General features: G+C 66.3%; 12 protein-coding genes. 9 read left to right on the top strand and 3 right to left on the bottom strand.

The annotated features are described in order from the left end of the window. Positions 1-68: 68 nt before the first annotated feature. The 4 genes from E1N52_RS30245 (at position 69) to E1N52_RS30230 (ending at position 6,645) form a co-directional block, all read left to right on the top strand. Complete coding sequence (locus tag E1N52_RS30245; protein WP_133186764.1) at positions 69-1,208, top strand: efflux RND transporter periplasmic adaptor subunit; 1,140 nt, start codon at positions 69-71, stop codon at positions 1,206-1,208. Continuing rightward, on the top strand, positions 1,205-4,360 hold the full coding sequence (locus E1N52_RS30240) for an efflux RND transporter permease subunit (RefSeq protein ID WP_133186762.1): 3,156 nt from the start codon (positions 1,205-1,207) through the stop codon (positions 4,358-4,360). Before E1N52_RS30245 ends, E1N52_RS30240 begins: the two co-directional genes overlap by 4 nt. Then, positions 4,357-5,940 (top strand): efflux transporter outer membrane subunit, encoded by a 1,584-nt coding sequence (locus E1N52_RS30235; protein WP_425468159.1) that lies wholly within the window; start codon positions 4,357-4,359, stop codon positions 5,938-5,940. The genes E1N52_RS30240 and E1N52_RS30235 overlap by 4 nt, the downstream gene beginning before the upstream one ends. Before the next feature lie 84 nt (positions 5,941-6,024). Next, positions 6,025-6,645, top strand: coding sequence for a 2-hydroxychromene-2-carboxylate isomerase (locus E1N52_RS30230; protein WP_133186760.1), 621 nt, complete (start codon positions 6,025-6,027; stop codon positions 6,643-6,645). 392 nt (positions 6,646-7,037) lie between these two features. Here the strand turns inward: E1N52_RS30230 and E1N52_RS30225 are convergent, their stop codons facing one another. Further along, entirely contained in the window at positions 7,038-9,566 is a 2,529-nt protein-coding gene (locus E1N52_RS30225; protein ID WP_133186758.1) for a penicillin-binding protein 1A, read from the bottom strand. Positions 9,567-10,167: 601 nt separating this feature from the next. On the opposite strand from E1N52_RS30225, the gene E1N52_RS30220 reads away from it, so the two are divergent. The 4 genes from E1N52_RS30220 to E1N52_RS30205 all read left to right on the top strand — a co-directional run bounded on the left by E1N52_RS30220 (position 10,168) and on the right by E1N52_RS30205 (position 14,794). Then, the gene (locus tag E1N52_RS30220) at positions 10,168-10,815 is read left to right on the top strand and encodes a hypothetical protein (protein ID WP_133186756.1); all 648 of its coding nucleotides are present in this window, start codon (positions 10,168-10,170) and stop codon (positions 10,813-10,815) included. A gap of 398 nt (positions 10,816-11,213) precedes the next feature. Continuing rightward, positions 11,214-11,894: a PspA/IM30 family protein gene (locus tag E1N52_RS30215; RefSeq protein ID WP_069265671.1), complete on the top strand. Its 681-nt coding sequence runs from the start codon at positions 11,214-11,216 to the stop codon at positions 11,892-11,894. A 126-nt stretch (positions 11,895-12,020) separates the two neighbouring features. Beyond that, positions 12,021-13,187 carry a tetratricopeptide repeat protein gene (locus E1N52_RS30210; RefSeq protein ID WP_133186754.1) on the top strand — a complete coding sequence of 389 codons (1,167 nt, stop codon included), beginning with the start codon at positions 12,021-12,023 and terminating at the stop codon, positions 13,185-13,187. Positions 13,188-13,303: 116 nt separating this feature from the next. Continuing rightward, positions 13,304-14,794 (top strand): flavin-containing monooxygenase, encoded by a 1,491-nt coding sequence (locus E1N52_RS30205; RefSeq protein ID WP_133186752.1) that lies wholly within the window; start codon positions 13,304-13,306, stop codon positions 14,792-14,794. Here the strand turns inward: E1N52_RS30205 and E1N52_RS30200 are convergent. Together E1N52_RS30200 and E1N52_RS45340 are read right to left on the bottom strand one after the other, a co-directional pair. Further along, positions 14,791-15,561, bottom strand: a complete 771-nt coding sequence (locus E1N52_RS30200; protein ID WP_133186750.1) for a class I SAM-dependent methyltransferase — start codon at positions 15,559-15,561, stop codon at positions 14,791-14,793. The two genes, E1N52_RS30205 and E1N52_RS30200, sit on opposite strands and share 4 nt — an antisense overlap. Positions 15,562-15,579: 18 nt before the next feature. Further along, positions 15,580-15,711: a hypothetical protein gene (locus tag E1N52_RS45340; RefSeq protein ID WP_256094777.1), complete on the bottom strand. Its 132-nt coding sequence runs from the start codon at positions 15,709-15,711 to the stop codon at positions 15,580-15,582. 219 nt (positions 15,712-15,930) lie between these two features. Between E1N52_RS45340 and E1N52_RS30195 the strand changes: the two genes are divergently transcribed. Continuing rightward, positions 15,931-17,352 (top strand): methyl-accepting chemotaxis protein, encoded by a 1,422-nt coding sequence (locus E1N52_RS30195; RefSeq protein ID WP_133186748.1) that lies wholly within the window; start codon positions 15,931-15,933, stop codon positions 17,350-17,352. The last annotated feature ends 9 nt before the right edge of the window (positions 17,353-17,361 follow it).

Genomic DNA, 17,361 nt, shown 5'->3' with positions numbered 1-17,361 from the left:
CGGTCTGCGTGCGCACCCAGCCTATCGAGGTCCAGGTGAATCGTTGCGGTCGTGGCGCATCGAGCAGGATGCGCAGTGGTACCGGTAAGTTCAGTGCGCCGTGGCGGCGGCATACCGCGAATGTGCTTCTCGTGCTCGGTGTTGCCGCGCTCGCTGCCTGCGGCAAGGAAAAGGAGGCGCCGCCGCAGCCGCGCCCGGTCGTCTCGATGACCGTGCATCCCGACGGCGGCGGCGTGAGCCCCGTCTACCCCGGCGATATCGAGGCGCGCAACGCCACGCCGCTGTCGTTTCGCGTGAACGGCAAGATCATCGAGCGCAGCGTGCGCCTGGGCGACAGCGTCAAGCCCGGCCAGACCCTCGCACGGCTCGATCCGGCGGACTTCGAAAAGAACGCAGCAAGCGCGCAGGCCCAATTCGACGCCGCGCAGCATCGCCTCGTTTTCGCGAAGCAGCAGCTCGATCGCGACACGGCCCAGTCTGCGGCCAATCTCATCGCCCGCGCGCAGCTCGAACAAACGCAGGATGCCTACGCATCGGCCGCGGCCCAGCGCGATCAGGCGCAGCAGCAGCTTGCGCTCTCAAAGAACCAGTTGCGCTACACGCAGATCGTCGCGGATCACGCCGGCGTCATCACCGCCGAAAACGCGGATACCGGCCAGAACGTGCAGGCCGGCCAGGCCGTCTACCAGCTCGCGTGGAGCGGCGACGTCGATGTGGTGTGTGACCTGCCCGAGCGCGCCGTGGCGGCGCTGCACACCGGCGACGTCGCGCAGGTGACGCTCGGCGCCCTGCCCGGCCGTCACTACACGGCGCGCCTGCGCGAACTCGCCGCCGCGGCGGACCCACAAAGCCGCACGTGGCGCGCGAAGCTAACGCTCGAGCATCCCGATGCCGATGTGCGTCTCGGCATGACCGCCAACGTGGCGTTCGCGGCCCCGAGCGAGGCCAATGCGCCGGCCGTGTTTACGGTGCCGGCCACCGCGCTCTTCCACGACGGCCAAGCGCCCGCCATCTGGGTCATCCACACGCCCGACAACGTGCTGCAGCTGCGGCGCGTGAGCGTCACGCGCTACGACGCGCGCACGATCACCGTGGCGGGTGGATTGCAGGACGGCGAGCGCATCGTGCTGCAAGGCGTCCACACGGTCCACGCGGGCGAGCAGGTACGGCCGGTGGCGCCGCTGCATCCCGAGGACTTCGCGTCATGAGCCAGACGACGGACTCGGGTCCCGGCGCAGATCACGAAGAGGGCCGCTTCAACCTGTCGGCGTGGGCGCTGCGGCATCGGGCGCTCGTCACCTTTCTCGTCGCGCTGGCAACGATCTTCGGCGCGCTCGCGTATACGCGTCTCGCGCAATCGGAAGATCCGCCCTTCACGTTCCGCGTGATGGTCATCCAGACCTTCTGGCCCGGCGCGAGCGCTCGCCAGGTCGAGGACCAGGTGACGACCCGCATCGGCCGCAAGCTTCAGGAAACGCCTTATATCGACTTTCTGCGCAGCTATTCGCGGCCCGGCGAATCGCTGGTGTTCTTCACGATGAAGGACTCCGCGCCCGTAAGCGAAGTGCGCGAGACCTGGTACCAGGTGCGCAAGAAGGTTGGCGACATCGCGTACACGCTGCCTCAGGGCGTGCAAGGGCCGTTCTTCAACGACGAGTTCGGCGACGTCTACACCAACATCTACGCGCTGGAGGGCGACGGCTTTTCGCCCGCGCAACTGCACGACTACGCGGACAAGCTGCGCGAGCAACTGCTGCGCGTGCCCGACGTTGGCAAGGTCGATTATTTCGGCGATCCGCAGCAGCGCATCTACATCGAGATTCCGAACACGCAGCTCACGCGCCTCGGCATCTCGCCCACGCAGCTCGGCCAGGTGATCGGCGCGCAGAACAGCGTCTCCGCCGCGGGCACGCTCACGACCGCCGACGACCGCGTGTTCGTGCGCCCGAGCGGCCAGTACGAGGACCTCAACGCCATCGCCGATACGTTGATCCGCGTAAACGACCGCACATTCCGCCTGGGCGACATCGCGACGATCCGGCGCGGCTATGACGAGCCGCTCGCCACGCAGATGCGCTTCCAGGACCAGGCAGTGCTCGGCATCGGCCTCACGATGCAGCCGGGCGGCGACGTGATCCGCCTCGGCAAGGCGCTCGATGCGCGCGTCGAGCAGTTGCGCGCGCAGCTTCCCGCGGGCCTGAAGCTCGTCGAGGTGTCGAGCATGCCCGATGCGGTCTCGCGCTCGGTGGACGACTTCGTCGAGGCCGTGGCCGAGGCCGTGGGCATCGTGCTGCTCGTGAGCCTCGTCTCGCTCGGCGTGCGCACGGGCATGGTGGTGGTCATCACCATTCCGATCGTGCTCGCCGTCACCTCGCTCGCGATGTACCTCTTCGGCATCGGTCTGCACAAGGTTTCGCTCGGCACGCTCGTGCTTGCGCTCGGCCTGCTCGTGGACGACGCCATCATTTCCGTCGAGATGATGGCGGTGAAGCTCGCGCAGGGCTGGAACCGCACGCGCGCCGCCGCATTCGCCTACACCAGCACCGCGTTCCCGATGCTCACCGGCACGCTCGTGACCGTTTCGGGCTTCCTGCCCATCGTGCTCGCGCGGTCGAGCACCGGCGAGTACACGCGCTCGATCTTCCAGGTGTCCGCGATCGCGCTGATCGCCTCGTGGTTCGCGGCCGTCGTGCTGATTCCGCTGCTGGGCTACCGGTTGCTGCCGGAGCGCAAGCCCGATCCGAATGCGGCGAACGCCGCCCATGGCGAGGATCACGAGCACGACATCTACGACACGCGTTTCTATCGGCGCCTGCGCGGCTGGATCGGCTGGTGCATCGAGCGCCATCCCATCGTCCTCGTACTGACAATCGTGCTTTTCGTGGCCGCACTTGCGTGCTTCAAGCTCGTGCCGCAGCAGTTCTTCCCGAGTTCCGACCGGCCCGAACTGCTCGTGGACGTGCGCCTGCCCGAAAGCGCGTCGATCGATGCAACACTGCGCCAGACGAAGCGCCTCGAAGCGGCGATCAAGAGCCGCCCCGAGATCGACCATTTCATCGATTTCGTCGGCACCGGCGCGCCGCGCTTCTATCTGCCGCTCGATCAGCAGTTGCAGCAGCCCAACTTCGCGCAGTTCGTGATCACGACGAAGTCGGTCGAAGACCGCGAGAAGCTCGCAAGCTGGCTCGAACCGATGCTGCGCGACAAGTTCCCGGCCATCCGCACGCGTCTCTCACGGCTCGAGAACGGGCCGCCGGTCGGCTACCCCGTGCAGTTCCGCGTGAGCGGCGACGACATCCCGACCGTGCGCGACATCGCGAACAAGGTGGCGGCGACGATGCGCGCCGATCCGCGCACCGACAACGTCAGTTTCGACTGGGACGAGCCGGCAGGACGCTCACTGCACTTCCAGATCGACCAGCAAAAGGCGCGCGCGCTCAATGTCTCGTCGCAGGACATCGCCAACTTCCTGCAGATGACGTACTCGGGCTATACCGTCACGCAGTTTCGCGAGCGCGACAAGCTCATCAGCGTCGATCTGCGCTCGCCCGCGGCCGAGCGCGTCGATCCCGCGCGCCTGCTCACGCTCGCCATGCCCACGCCCAACGGACCGGTGCCGCTCGGCGCGCTCGGGCATCTCGCCAACGATCTGGAGTACGGCGTAATCTGGTCGCGCGACCGGCAGCCCACGATCACCGTGCAATCGGACGTGCGAGCGGGCGCGCAGGGCATCGACGTCACGCATGCGCTCGACGGCAAACTGGAGTCGATCAAGCGCGCGCTGCCGCCCGGCTACCACATCGAGGTGGGCGGCTCCGTGGAGGAAAGCGCGAAGGGCCAAGCGTCCATCTTCGCGCAGTTGCCGGTGCTCGCCATCGCCGTGCTCACGCTGCTCATGATCCAGCTGCAGAGCATCACGCGCGTGCTGATGGTCGTGCTGACCGCGCCGCTCGGTCTGATCGGCGTGGTGATCGCCCTGCTCGCGTTCGGGCAGCCGTTCGGCTTCGTGGCCATGCTCGGCGTGATCGCCATGTTCGGGATCATCATGCGCAACTCGGTGATTCTCGTGGATCAGATCGAAACGGACATTCGCGGCGGACACAAGCGCTTCGACGCCGTGGTGGGTGCAACGGTACGCCGCTTCCGGCCGATCATGCTGACCGCCGCGGCCGCCGTGCTCGCGCTCATTCCGCTCTTGCGGTCGAACTTCTTCGGACCGATGGCGACGGCGCTGATGGGCGGCATCACGATTGCGACCGTGCTCACGCTGTTTTTCCTGCCCGCGGCTTACGCGGCCGCGTTCCGCGTGCGCAGCAGCGAGACTGACGAGACCGGCAAGACGCCGGAACAGGCATCATGAAGATGGATTCTTCGACATTGGCGTCGGGCGCGCGCGAGACGGCGCGTTTGCACGCAACACGTTTTCCACTCGCGCCGGGCTTGCTCGCCGCATGCGTAGCGCTCGCGCTGGCCGGCTGCGCGATGGGCCCGACCGGTGAGCCGCCCGCCATGCCGCAGCCCGAGCACTATGGTGCGCAGGCGCAACCGGCACAGACGGTCGCCGCCCAGGGCGTTGCGCAGCAGTTCGTGACGGGCGCGGAACCGGTGCCGCAATGGTGGACGCTCTATGGCTCCGACACGCTCGATGCGCTCGTGAACGAGGGACTCGCCAACAGCCCGAACCTCGCCGCCGCCGACCACAACCTGCAAGCCGCGCGCGAGCAGTTGCGCGGCCAGATCGGCAGTTCGCTCCTGCCAACCGTCGACGCCATCGGCATCGCGCAACGCCAGCAGCAACCCGCGATCCCGCAGTTCGGCATCGACCAGCTGCAATACGGGATTTTTGCGGGCTTGATCGACGTTCGCTACACCTTCGACGTGTTCGGCGCGACCCGCCTGAACAACGCCGCGCTCGCCTCGCGCGTGAACGTGCAGGCGTTCCAGTTCGAAGCCGCGCAGCGCGCGCTCGCGGCGAACATCGTGGCAAGTGCGCTCGGCGCGGCAACGCTGCATGCGCAGATCGACACGACCGAACAACTGATCGCGCTCGCCAATGCGCAGGCCGACGACGTGCAAAAGCGCTACGCGCTCGGCTCGGCCTCGCACACCGATTTGCTCAGCGCGCAGCAGAGCGCGGCGTCGCTCGCGGCGAGTCTGCCGGGGCTGCGTCAGCAATGGGTCGCACAGCGCCATGCGCTCGCCGTGCTGATCGGCCGCACACCGGACCAGGCGCCGCCCGACCTCGATCTCGCCAGCCTGACCTTGCCCGCGCAGGTGCCGGTAGTCATCCCTTCAGAACTCCTGAGAACCCGTCCCGACATCGAAGCCGCCGAAGCCACGCTCAAGGCGGCCGCAGCGGGCGTCGGCGCCGCCACCGCGCAGATGTACCCGAGCATCACGCTTTCGGCGGCGCTCGGCCAGGGCGGCTTCAGCTGGCCGGTGGTGACTTCCGGCGCGGGCGCGCTGTGGGCGATCGGCGCTTCGCTTTCGCAGCCGATCTTCCACGGCGGCGCACTCGTCGCCCAGCGGCGCGCGGCATTGCAGTCCTACGAGGCAGCCAACGACACCTATAAGCAAACGGTACTCACGGCGTTCCAGGATGTCGCCGATCGTCTCGCCGCGCTCGATCACGACGCCCAGGCGCTCGACGCGGCCAGTACGTCGGCACGCACGGCCCAGGGCGTCTACGAGGACACCAACGCGCGCTACAAGCTCGGCGCGGTGCCGTGGTACGCAGTGCGCCAAAGCGAGCAGCAATGGCGCAACGCACGGCTCGACGAAATCCGCTATCGCGGCACGCGGCTTTCCGATACGGCCGCCCTCTTCCAGGCGATGGGCAATCCGCCGGTCAACCCGGCGACGCTCGGCAGCGGACGCGGGACGGACACGGCCGCTGCCGCGTCCGCATCGGACGCTGGAGCCGCCGCGCAAGGCAAGTAACACTCGCGATTGTCCGGGCGTCTCGGCGTACCATGATCGCAAGCGCCGCGCACGCCGGCGCAACCGCTTCATGGAGACGACAGCATGCCCCGCCCATCGCTCGACTTCTGGTTCGACCTCTCAAGCAACTACAGCTATCTCAGCGTGATGCGCATCGCCGCGCTCGCGGCGCGAAATGGCGTGGATGTTCATTGGCGGCCCTTCCTTCTCGGCCCCATTCTCGACGCAATCGGCTGGGAGGGTCCGCCCTTTGTCGTGCAGAAGGAAAAAGGCGCCTATGTGTGGCAGGACATGCGTCGACAGTGCCGCAAATACGCGCTGCCGTGGCAACAACCCACCGAATTTCCCCGTCGCACTGTGCTCGCGACGCGCATCGCCGTGCTCGCCACCGACGAACCGTGGCTACCCGACTGGTGCCGCGCCGTCATGACGCGCAATTACGGCGACGACCGCGAAGTCGATTCGCCCGAAGCCGTCACACAGATGCTCACCGCGCTGGGTTTGCCGGCACAGCGGCTCATCGAAGAAGCCGGCAGCGAAGCGAACCGGCTGCGGTTGCGCGAGCGCACGCAGGCGGCTCGCGATCTCGGCATCTTCGGCGCACCGACGTTTTTCGTCGGCGAGGAGATGTTCTGGGGTAACGACCGGCTGGAAGACGCGATCGAAGCGGCGCTCTGCGCGCCACAGAGCCGGGACACTGCGTAGTCCTGTTCTGTTCGTTTCACTACCGTGGAGCTGTTCGTATTCCTGCCCATTCAGGCCGTCACGTATTCACGCGGTTCGCACAGCCAAACCTTCGGACTGCGTTCTGACGATGTGTTTTGAGGCGCGATGCCTCATACGGCTTGTCTGTGAACAAAGCCTTTGGCGTCAGCCAGTTAGCTTCGATATCCCAGGGTTATGAACAGGGGCTTCAACAAAAACTGTGGAAAACTCAGCGCGGGAGTTACCCACAGATTCCGTTGACAGCCCTGTGGAAAAGCCCTGGAAAGCTCAACCAACTCCTTGGCCCACAAGGAAATTCTGCTCACCAAACAAAACACGGCGCGCCGTTGCCGACGCGCCGTGTTTATCCTGCAGAACTCACCAAGCCAGAATCAAGGCTTGTTCGATTCGAACAGGTCCATGATCTGCTTCTTCTCCGTCGTGGTCACGCTCGGCGGCGTCATGCCGCCAGGACCCATGCTGCCGGTCGCGCCGCTTGCGTCGCTCGCAGCACCCGCCGGGTTCGCCGAGTCCAGACCGATGCTCGCCACGAAGCCGTTACCCGGCGTCATGTCCGAGAAGTACAGTTCGTCGTTGATCGTCGTCAGGCCCTCGGGCATCACCGGCTCTTCCTGCGGCACGCCGCGCAGCGCACGCTGCATGTACTCCACCCAGATCGGCAGCGCGAGCTGTGCACCGAATTCGCGGCTGCCGAGACTCTTCGGCTGGTCGTAACCCATCCACGCCACGGCGACCAGCGTGCGCTGATAGCCCGCGAACCAGCCGTCCTTGGCGTCGTTGGTCGTACCCGTCTTGCCCTGCAGGTCGTTGCGATGGAGCACGTTGGTGCCGGCGCCCGTGCCCGCCGTCGCCACCGAGTGCAGCAGGCTGTTCATCACGAACGCGTTGCGCGGCGAAAGCGTTTGCGGCGCATTCTGGCCCGCCACCAGCGGCTGCGCGCGCAGGATCGGCTGACCGTGCGCGTCGTCCACTTCGGCGATCAGGTACGGATTGATGCGATAGCCGCCGTTCGCGAACACGCTATACGCGCCCGCCGACTGCAGCGGCGTGACGAGGCCCGCGCCGAGCGCCATCGGCAGGTACGGCGGGGTCTTGTCCGCGTCGAAGCCGAAGCGCTGCGTCACGTAGTCCTGCGCGTACTTCGTGCCGATGTACGAGAGGATGCGGATCGACACGAGGTTCTTCGACTTCTGCAGCGCGAGGCGCATCGACATCGGCCCTTCGGGCTGGTCGTCGTCCTTCGGCTCCCACGCGTCGCCGCCCGGCGAGCTGGGCGGGAAGTACAGCGGCGCGTCGTTGATGATCGTCGCCGGCCCAAGACCCTTTTCCAGCGAAGCCGAGTAGATGAACGGCTTGAAGCTCGAGCCCGGCTGACGCCACGCCTGCGTGATGTGATTGAACTTGTTCTTGTTGAAGTCGAAGCCGCCGATCAACGCGCGGATCGCGCCGTCCTGCGGCGTGAGCGAGACGAGCGCGCCTTCGACCTGCGGCAGCTGCGTGATCTGCCAGTTGCCCTTCGCATCCTCCATCAGGCGCACGATCGAGCCCGGGCGAATGCGCAGCGCCTGCGAGGCGCGCGGCGAGAGCGCGGCCGCAACGAAGCGCAGGCCCTCGCCCGTCACCGTCACCGAGGTGCCGTCGAGCTGTTGCGCCGTCACCGACTTCGGGCCCGCGTCGGTCACGACCGCCGAGACGAGGTCGCCGTTGTCCGGGTGATCGGTGAGCGCGTCTTCGATCGCCTGCTCGCGGTCGTCGCCGTCGGCGGGCAGTTGCACGAAGCCTTCCGGTCCGCGATAGCCGTGGCGGCGCTCATAGTCCATCACGCCCTTGCGCACGGCCGCGTACGCGGCGTCCTGGTCGGCCGAATCGATCGTCGTCGTCACCGTGAGGCCGCGCGTATACGTCTCGTCCTTGTACTGTGCGTACATCATCTGCCGCACCATTTCCGCGACGTATTCGGCGTGCACGTTGTATTCGGTGCCGGCCGTCTTCGTCTGCAGCGGCTCCTTGATCGCTTCGTCGTACTGCGCTTGCGTGATGTAGCCAAGGTCGAGCATGCGCTTGAGGATGTATTCCTGGCGAATCTTCGCGCGGTGCGGATTGACGATCGGGTTATACGCCGAAGGCGCCTTCGGCAGGCCCGCGAGCATCGCCGCCTGGGCCACCGTGATGTCCTTCAGGTCCTTGCCGAAGTACACGCGCGCCGCCGCCGAAAAACCGTAGGCGCGCTGGCCCAGATAAATCTGGTTCATGTACAGCTCGAGGATCTGGTCCTTCGTCAGTGCGCGCTCGATCTTGTAGGCGAGCAGCATCTCGTAGACCTTACGCGTGTAGGTCTTCTCGCTCGAAAGGAAGAAGTTACGCGCGACCTGCATCGTGATCGTGCTCGCACCCTGCGAGGCGCCGCCGTGCATCAGGTCGGCCACGCCCGCGCGCAGGATGCCGACGAAGTCCACGCCGCCGTGCTCGTAGAACCGATAGTCCTCGATGGCGAGCACGGCCTTCTTCTGGATGTCAGGAATATCCTGGAAGCGCACGAGCTGACGACGCTCTTCGCCGAACTCGCCGATCAGCACGTGATCGGCGGTATAGATGCGCAGCGGCACCTTGGGCTGATAGTTGGTGAGCGCGTCGAGCGATGGCAGTTGCGGCTCCATCACGACGAGTGCGTAGCCCACGAGCAGCGCACCGACCACGCAGAGCGTGCCGATCAGGCCGACGAACCAGAGCGCGAGCGTGGTGCCGATGGAGCGCCGCTTCGGGCTCCCATCGCGCGGCCCGTTGCCGCCGGACCCGCCGCCCGATTCAGGCCGGCGAGGCGGCTGGCGCCCGTTGTTGAAGGAGGGTTCCCGATCTTCGTTCGGGTACTGCGGTGAAGGCGGTCGTTTGATGATAGGCATGACTGGAATGATGGGCGCGTCTCGCGCGCGCCGGCTGCGCGCAACTCGCGCGCATGGATCTCGACCACGGCGTCATGGCGCCAATGCGGCATACGACGTCGCCGGCTCAATCCCGGCGACGCGGCGCGACCGGCAACGCCCCCGTCCGGCCGCGCGGCGCGCACTACGGCACGCCACATGCGAATACACGCCCGTTCAGGCGCCATTCGCGAAATGTAACAGCGCATTCTAAAGAAATCACGGACGCCGGGTCGCGCTTTTTTTGTAAGAGTTTCTTGGAAAACACTTCCCGCCCGATTTTTTGGCAATCCAGGCGCTCACTTGCGCATATCGTGACTTTATGCGCGAAAAGTTTCATAACCATCCCGTCCGGCGCGCGACAAATTAGACGCCGACTGCCTGTTGATGGCAGATTCTTGCAGGCAGGGTTGTTCCTGGTCGCGCACCTTCCAATTGCGCATCGGCGCACTCGTCTTATGATGAAAGATCTGCTACACGCCCCTGTCCGCGCCCAGGCGAGCACGCATCCATTCTTACAAAAAGCTGTTGCGCAGGCAGGCAAACCGACGTCATACGAAGCCGACCCAACGGCCCGTCGATCATGAACAAGCCCAGCGAACGCATCGTCGTCTTCGTTACGCCCGCGCAAAAGCGCGCGATCTCAGCCACAGCCGACGAACTTGGCATCAGCATCAGCGAACTCATGCGCCGCGCCGTGATCGCGTTCAGCGCTACGAGCGACCAGGTGAAGGCCGCGAGCATCGTCGACCGGCTGAACGCGCCGCGTCAGCCCGACGCCCTCGCCCAGGTGCTGCAAAAGGCGGCGAAGCCGCTGCGTGTGGGTCGTGCGGGCGCGATCCGGCCGCCGGCGGCGGCTATCGGTGCGGCCGAAGCGAATTCTGACGCGCAAAAGGATAGCGAAGCGGCTGCGGCCACTCACGACGACGACACCACCCACGCGGCAACGCCTCAAGCGCCAAACGCCCCCTTGCCCGCCGCGCACACCGACGAGGCGGACGTGAGCCATGCCGCGCGCGAAATCGCCCAGGCTGTTGCCCGAATGAGCGCCGAAGCGGCCGCCGCAGCGGAAAGCGCCGCGCTCGATTCGGCCGCTGCGCAATCGCTGGACGTCGAACCGCTGCAGCCGCTGAGCTCGGCGCCCTTCGCACGCTCGCGGCGCGACGCAAGCGATCCGCGCGACGAAGCGCGCAGCGACGACGCCGCACCCGAAGGCGGCAAATACGCCTGACACGGGCCGCATCCGCGCCACCCTACGCACGAGTCACAGTCGGCTTAACGCCCGCTTACACGCGCGCCCGCGAGCGCTGTGCGGGCCCTATTCCTTTAAGTCCCTTTTAAGACGGGCCGTGGTGTAATATCCGCGATCGATAGCGGCGCCGGGCCTGCAGCGGTGCTTCGAGCCGCGCAGCCAGGCTTCGTCGCGAAGAACACACGCATGCAAGAATGCACGTTCACGCTATTGCAATTGCCGCACTCGCCCCGATTTTCGCCGTGCATGCGCGACAGGCGCAAAGCGGCGTAAGCTGGCAGATGGATCTGCCATCTGCAACCGGCTGGCGCGTGAGGCCAAACCGCATGCACGCACCTCGGCCCACCATGGCCGATCTCATTTCACTGGAGGAATTCATGTCGCTTTTCGACTCCATCTCCCGCACTGTCAAGGGCCTGCTCAACGACGCGGCCGACTCTGTGCAGGATCCGTCGCGCGACGCGCGCCAGATCGTGCGTGAGCTCGATGACAGCATCGGCCGTGCGGAGAACTCGCTCGTCGAGATCCAGGCGCAGGTCGCGACGCAGCAAAGCAAGCGCGACGTGGCCGCCGACAAGGCGAAGAAGTACGAAGACGGCGCGAAGCGCGCGCTGCAATCGGGTGACGAAGCGCTCGCACGCGAAGCCCTCGGCGCGCAGCAAACCGCCGAAGCCGAGCGCGACGCGCTCGCGGGCGAACTCGCGAAGCTCGAACCGTCGGTCGATCAACTGAAGCAGCAGATCGACGACATGCGCCAGCGCCGCAACGATCTGAACGCGCGCTCGAACATCCTGCAGGCGAAGCAGCAGATCGCCCAGGCAAAGGATGTCGCTGCCACGGCACTGGGCGGCATCGGCGGGAAGAATCTCGACGGCGATTTCCAGAAGCTGGAAGAGAAGGTCGCGCTGTCGAACGCGCGCTCGGACGCCCGCTTGAATTCGTCCGACCAGTCGAGCGGCAAGGCGCTCGACGACAAGCTCGCGGCACTCAACAAGGGGCCGTCGGTCGACGAGCGCCTCGAGGCGCTCAAGAAGCAGATGAACACGCCAGCGCAGTAAAGCGCCGGGGTGCTGGATGCGGCGCGGCATGGTGCGTGCTGCCGGCATGGTCGGCAGGCGCCCGATAGCGCCGCATCCCCGAATCGAATGCCATGGAGACGGGCGTCAATCCGCCCGGCCTGCAACATGAAAAAGTTTCTTGCCGCTGCCAGCATCGCTGTCGCGTCGCTCGCTTTCACGGGCGGCGTTGCGTTTGCCGTGCCTAGCGTGCAGCAGATCGAATCTGCGATGTCCCAGGGCGACTGGCAGCGCGCCGACTCCGGCCTGACCGAAGTCCTGCAGGCGCATCCGAACAACGCACACGCGCACTACCTCTACGCGCAGGTGCTCGACCGCGAAGGTCGTTACAGTGACGCGCTCGCCCAGGTCGAGCAGGCGAAGTCGCTCGATCCGCAAATTCGCTTCACCCAGCCGCAACGTTTCGCTCAGGTTGAAGCGAAGATTCGCTCCGACGCCTCGCGCGCCGGCAGCGTCAACACGAACAGCACGGGCAACCCGTTTACGCAGCAGCAGTTGGCCGCGCCCGCGCCACAGAAGCGAGGTCCTGGTATGGGTATGTGGATCGGTATCGCCATTTTGTTGGTTGGCATTGCGCTCGTGCTGCGCTGGACCCTGCGCCGCGCGAAGTCCACCGAAGACGCGAAGGCCGGCGACGACCGCCGCGATCAACTCAAGCGCGCCACCGAGCTGCTCAACGGCGTGCGCTCGCTCAAGCTTGACGTGAAGCTCTCGACAGCGCCCGGTCACGAAGCGCTCGAAAAGGAAGTCGAAGGACTCGAAGCGCAGTTGCGCAGCCTCGTCGAAACGCTCTCGAACAGCGCGAATCCGCGGCCGCCGTATGAGATCGAGGATCTCGAACGCCAGTTCGCGAGCCTCAAGGCGCGCGCCGAAGGCCGCCCCGATCCGAATGCGCAGCCTGCGGCGCCGGACTACGGCAGCAACTCCAGCTACGCGCGAGAAGCCGACGCCGCTTTCGGACGTCAGCCGCAGTATCCGCCTGCGCCGCCGCAGCAACCGCCGCAGGTCATCGTGCAGCAAGGCGGCGGTGGCATGGGCGGCATGGGTGGCCTGCTCACTGGCGTGCTGCTCGGCGAAGCCCTGAACCATGGCCGTGACCGCGTGATCGAGCGCGATGTGTATGTCGACGACGACGGCCGCCGCGTTCAGCGCGACGGCAACAATGGCGGCGGCCTCGACTTCGGCCAGGGGTCGAACGACTGGGACGACGGCTCGGGCGGCGGCGGTGTCGATATGGGCAGCAACGACAGCTCGGACGACTGGAACAACTCCTGAACGCCTGAGGCTTCCCCAGCGCACGCCGCTGACGCAACGACGGGCTCCTTCATGGAGCCCGTTTTGCATCGGCGCGAAGAATACGCAGCACATCACACATAACGGCGGACGCACACATGGCCAATCAAGCGCTCGGCAACGGGGGCGCGCTGCGCATCGCCATCATCGGCAGCGGCTTTTCCGGCATCGGCATGGCGATCCGGCTGCGTAACATGGGCGTGGATTCGTTCACGATCTATGAGGCCGCCGAACGCCTCGGCGGCACCTGGCGCGACAACGCCTATCCGGGCGCCGCTTGCGATATTCCTTCGCACCTCTATTCGTTTTCGTTCGAGCTGAATCCGGCGTGGACGCGCACCTACGCGCCGCAGCACGAAATTCTCGACTACCTGCGCCATTGTGCGCACAAGTACGACGTCGAGCGCTTCATCGAATACCGTTCGCGCGTGCGCGCGGCGCGCTTCCTGGAGGCGCGCGGCGTCTGGCAGGTGGAAATCGAACGCGACGGCGCGATCACGACGATCGAAGCCGATATCGTGACCGCCGCGAACGGTCCGCTCTCGCGTCCGCAGCTGCCGAATATCGCGGGCATCGAGCGCTTCGAAGGCAAGCTCTTCCACTCGGCGCGCTGGGACCACGACTATGCGCTCGAAGGCAAGCGCATCGCCGTGATCGGCACCGGTGCGAGCGCGATCCAGTTCGTGCCGCATGTCCAGCCGCGTGCGGCGCAACTCACGGTGTTTCAGCGCACGCCGCCGTGGATCATGCCGCGGCCCGACCGCGCCATCAGCGAGCGCTGGCGCTGGATTTATCGGCACATGCCCTTTGCGCAACGCGTGGCGCGCGCAAAGATTTACTGGCAGCACGAATCGCGCGCTCTCGGCTTTGCGGTAGAGCCGCGCCTGCTCAGGACGCCGACGAAGTTCGCGCTGAGCTACCTCGCGCACAAGGTGAAAGACCCCGACCTGCGCGCGCGGCTCACACCCGACTATCTGCTGGGCTGCAAGCGCGTGCTGCTCTCGAGCGACTACTACCCTGCCCTCGCGCAGCCCAACGTCGAGCTGGTGACCGACGCGATCCGCGAGGTCGTCGCCGATGGCATCGTCACCGTCGACGGCACGCATCGGCCTTACGACGCGATCGTCTGCGGCACGGGCTTCCAGGTCAACGATGTGGACGCGCCTTTCCAGGTGACGGGCGTGGGTGGCCAGGACCTCGGCGAGATGTGGCGGCGCGACGGCCCCGAGGCCTACCTCGGCGCGAGCGTCGCGGGCTTCCCGAATCTCTTCTTCGTGATCGGGCCGAACACGGCGCTCGGGCACAACTCGATGGTCTACATGATCGAGTCGCATATCGCCTATATCGCGGCCTGCATCCGAGCGCTGCAGCGCTCGGGCGCCCGCACGATGGAAGTTCGCGCAGAGGCGCAGCGAAGCTGGAACGCGCGTGTGCAGGCGCGGTTCGCGCGCACCGTGTGGCAGTCGGGCTGCCGCAGCTACTACCTGACGCAGGCGGGCAAGAACACCGCGCTATGGCCCGGCTTCACGTTCATGTTCCGCCGTAGAACGCGCCGCGTGCGCACCGCCGACTACGCGTTCGAGCGCTAGACGCGCTGCGGATGCCCGGCGTACACGCGCGTCTCGTAGGCGAAGTTCACGGTGCCGTCCTTTTGTGTCGCATCGAACAGCTCGCGCAGCGCCGCGAGCATCGGCTCGTGGCGTTCATCGCCCGCGCGCGGCGCGTACGACGACGACATCAGCCGTCCGCGCAGGCCATCGAAGTCGAGCAGTTGCGCGTTCGGGAACACGGTCTGATGCTCGAAGCCGTCGCCGAACCAGTCGGCCATCGCGGCCGAGTCGGGATAGGTTTCGGCCACGCGCGCGTATTCGGGGCAAAACCGCTGCAGGAGCGCCTCGTAGCCCGCCAGAAACGCCGAGCCTTCGAGCAGACGGCTGTTCCAGAACAGCACGATCTTGCCGCGCGGCTTGAGGATGCGCGCGAATTCGCGCTGCGCGTCGGTCTTGTGGAACCAGTGGAACGCCTGCGCGGCGCTCACGAGATCCACGCTCGCGTCATCGAGCGTCGTCGCCTCCGCAGTGCCGGCCACGCTGCGATAGCCCTTGTAGACGCCTAGCAGTTCGTCCGCCGCGGCGCGCATGGCCGCGTTCGGCTCGACGGCCGTGACCGGATGGCCCGCGTCGAGAAAGAGCTTCGTGGAGAGGCCCGTACCCGCGCCGATGTCGGCCACCGGCGCGCCCGGCGCGATGCCGCACTCCACATGCACGAAAGTCGCCACTTCGCGCGGATAGGTCGGCCGGAATTTCACGTAATCTGCGACCCGGTCGGTGAAACGCCGGGTGGAATCGTCGATCATCGTCTGCCCTTTTGTCGTTCAACCGCCGCCGCCGAGGAGCTTCACCAGCTCCCAGAGGAAGCGCAACACCATCACGATCAGCTCCCAGAGCTGGATCAGCTGCTGCCAGAGCGCGAGCGGCGCGCTCCCGCCGAAAATCGCTTCTATCATCTTGCTCCCGTCGCGACGCCCCTTTGCTCCTCTTTTCCGGCTTTCGAAGCGCCCGAGTTCCCGATCATAGCGCCAGGCGCCACCCCTGCGCTCAAGTCGCCGTATTACGCGCCGTAAACAAGTTCAGAAAGCCCGGCGATCGAACCTGCTGACGACCGGGCCCACAGCTTTGGGCAGTTGTCCGCAGCTTTCATGGCGCACCGGGAAAGGAGACACCCGATGGCACGTTTGCGTTTGCTGGGTCTGCGCGGTCGCCGCCGCGCGGGAAAATCCGCCGGCGTGGTCGGCGACATTGCCGCGCATGCCGGCAGGCTCGGTATCGAGATTTGCGACGTGGCAGGCCATGTCGACGAAGTCGCCGCGCGCGTGCAGCGTCAGACCGACGTGTGCCACGCCCTGCGCGAGTCGGCAGCCCACACCCTCGCCGGCAACCATCAGATCGCCACGGCGGCCCGCGCAATGCGCGAGCTGAGCACCGGCACCGCCGCCACCGTCCAGCAGTCGCAGCAGACCATCGAGGATTCGCTTGCCGACATTCACGGCCTCGTGGAGAGCGTCACCGTCATCGAGACGCAGATCCGGGCGCTCAAAAGCGCGCTCGCGCATGTCTCGAAGGTCTCCGAGGAAATCTCCCTGATCGCGCGGCAAACCCAGCTTCTCGCGCTCAACGCGGCCATCGAAGCGGCGCGCGCGGGCGAGTCCGGCAAGAGCTTCGCCGTGGTCGCGGCCGAGGTGAAGAACCTCTCCGCCAAGACTGCGCAGGCCACCGGCCAGATCGAGCAAACCCTCGGGCAACTCACGCAGCAAACCGAGCAGCTCATCGCCGAGGGTACCGCCAACACCGAACGCGCGTACCGCGTGCGCGAGGGCACGCACACGATCGGCGAGGCGGTGCACAGCACCGGCCAGGCGATCATGCAGCTCGACGAGCACGCCGGCCAGATCGCCCAGCTCACGGGCGAGATCGAAACGAAATGCGACGGACTCGAAAGCCAGGTGGGCGAGATGGTCGCGGGCGTCGAAGATTCGGGGCGCAACTTCGTGCAGGCGAAGGATCAGCTCGGCCGGCTGCTCGAGGTCTCGGAAACGCTCATCGAGCTTTCCGCCGCAACCGGTGTGGAAACCGACGACACCCGCTTTATCGAGACAGTGCAGCGCGCCGCCGCCCAGGTGAGCAAGCTGTTCGAAGGCGCGCTCGCGCGCGGCGAGATCGGCGAAGCGGATCTGTTCGACAGCGTCTACGCGCCGGTGCCGGACACGAACCCGCAGCAGCATATGACGCGCTTTACGGCCTTCACCGACCGCGTGTTGCCCCCGATCCTCGAACCGCTGCTCACGTTCGACGAACGCGTCGCCTTCTGCGTCGCGATCGATCCGCGCGGCTACATACCGACCCACAATCGCAAGTTCTCGCATCCGCAGGGCGCCGACCCGGTGTGGAACGCCGCGAACTGCCGCAATCATCGAATTTTCAACGACCGCGCGGGCCGTGCCGCCGGTTCGCATACCAAGCCCTTCCTGCTGCAAACCTATCGTCGCGACATGGGCGGCGGCACGTTCGTGATGATGAAGGACGCCTCCGCGCCGATCTTCGTGAACGGGCGGCACTGGGGCGGGTTTCGCATGGGATACCGGCTGTAACGACTGCAC

Source organism: Paraburkholderia guartelaensis (genome assembly GCF_004353905.1).
In the GTDB taxonomy this organism is placed as follows: domain Bacteria; phylum Pseudomonadota; class Gammaproteobacteria; order Burkholderiales; family Burkholderiaceae; genus Paraburkholderia; species Paraburkholderia guartelaensis.
Note: the sequence above shows the minus strand (reverse complement) of the source record. Positions and strands in the feature narration are given on the sequence as shown.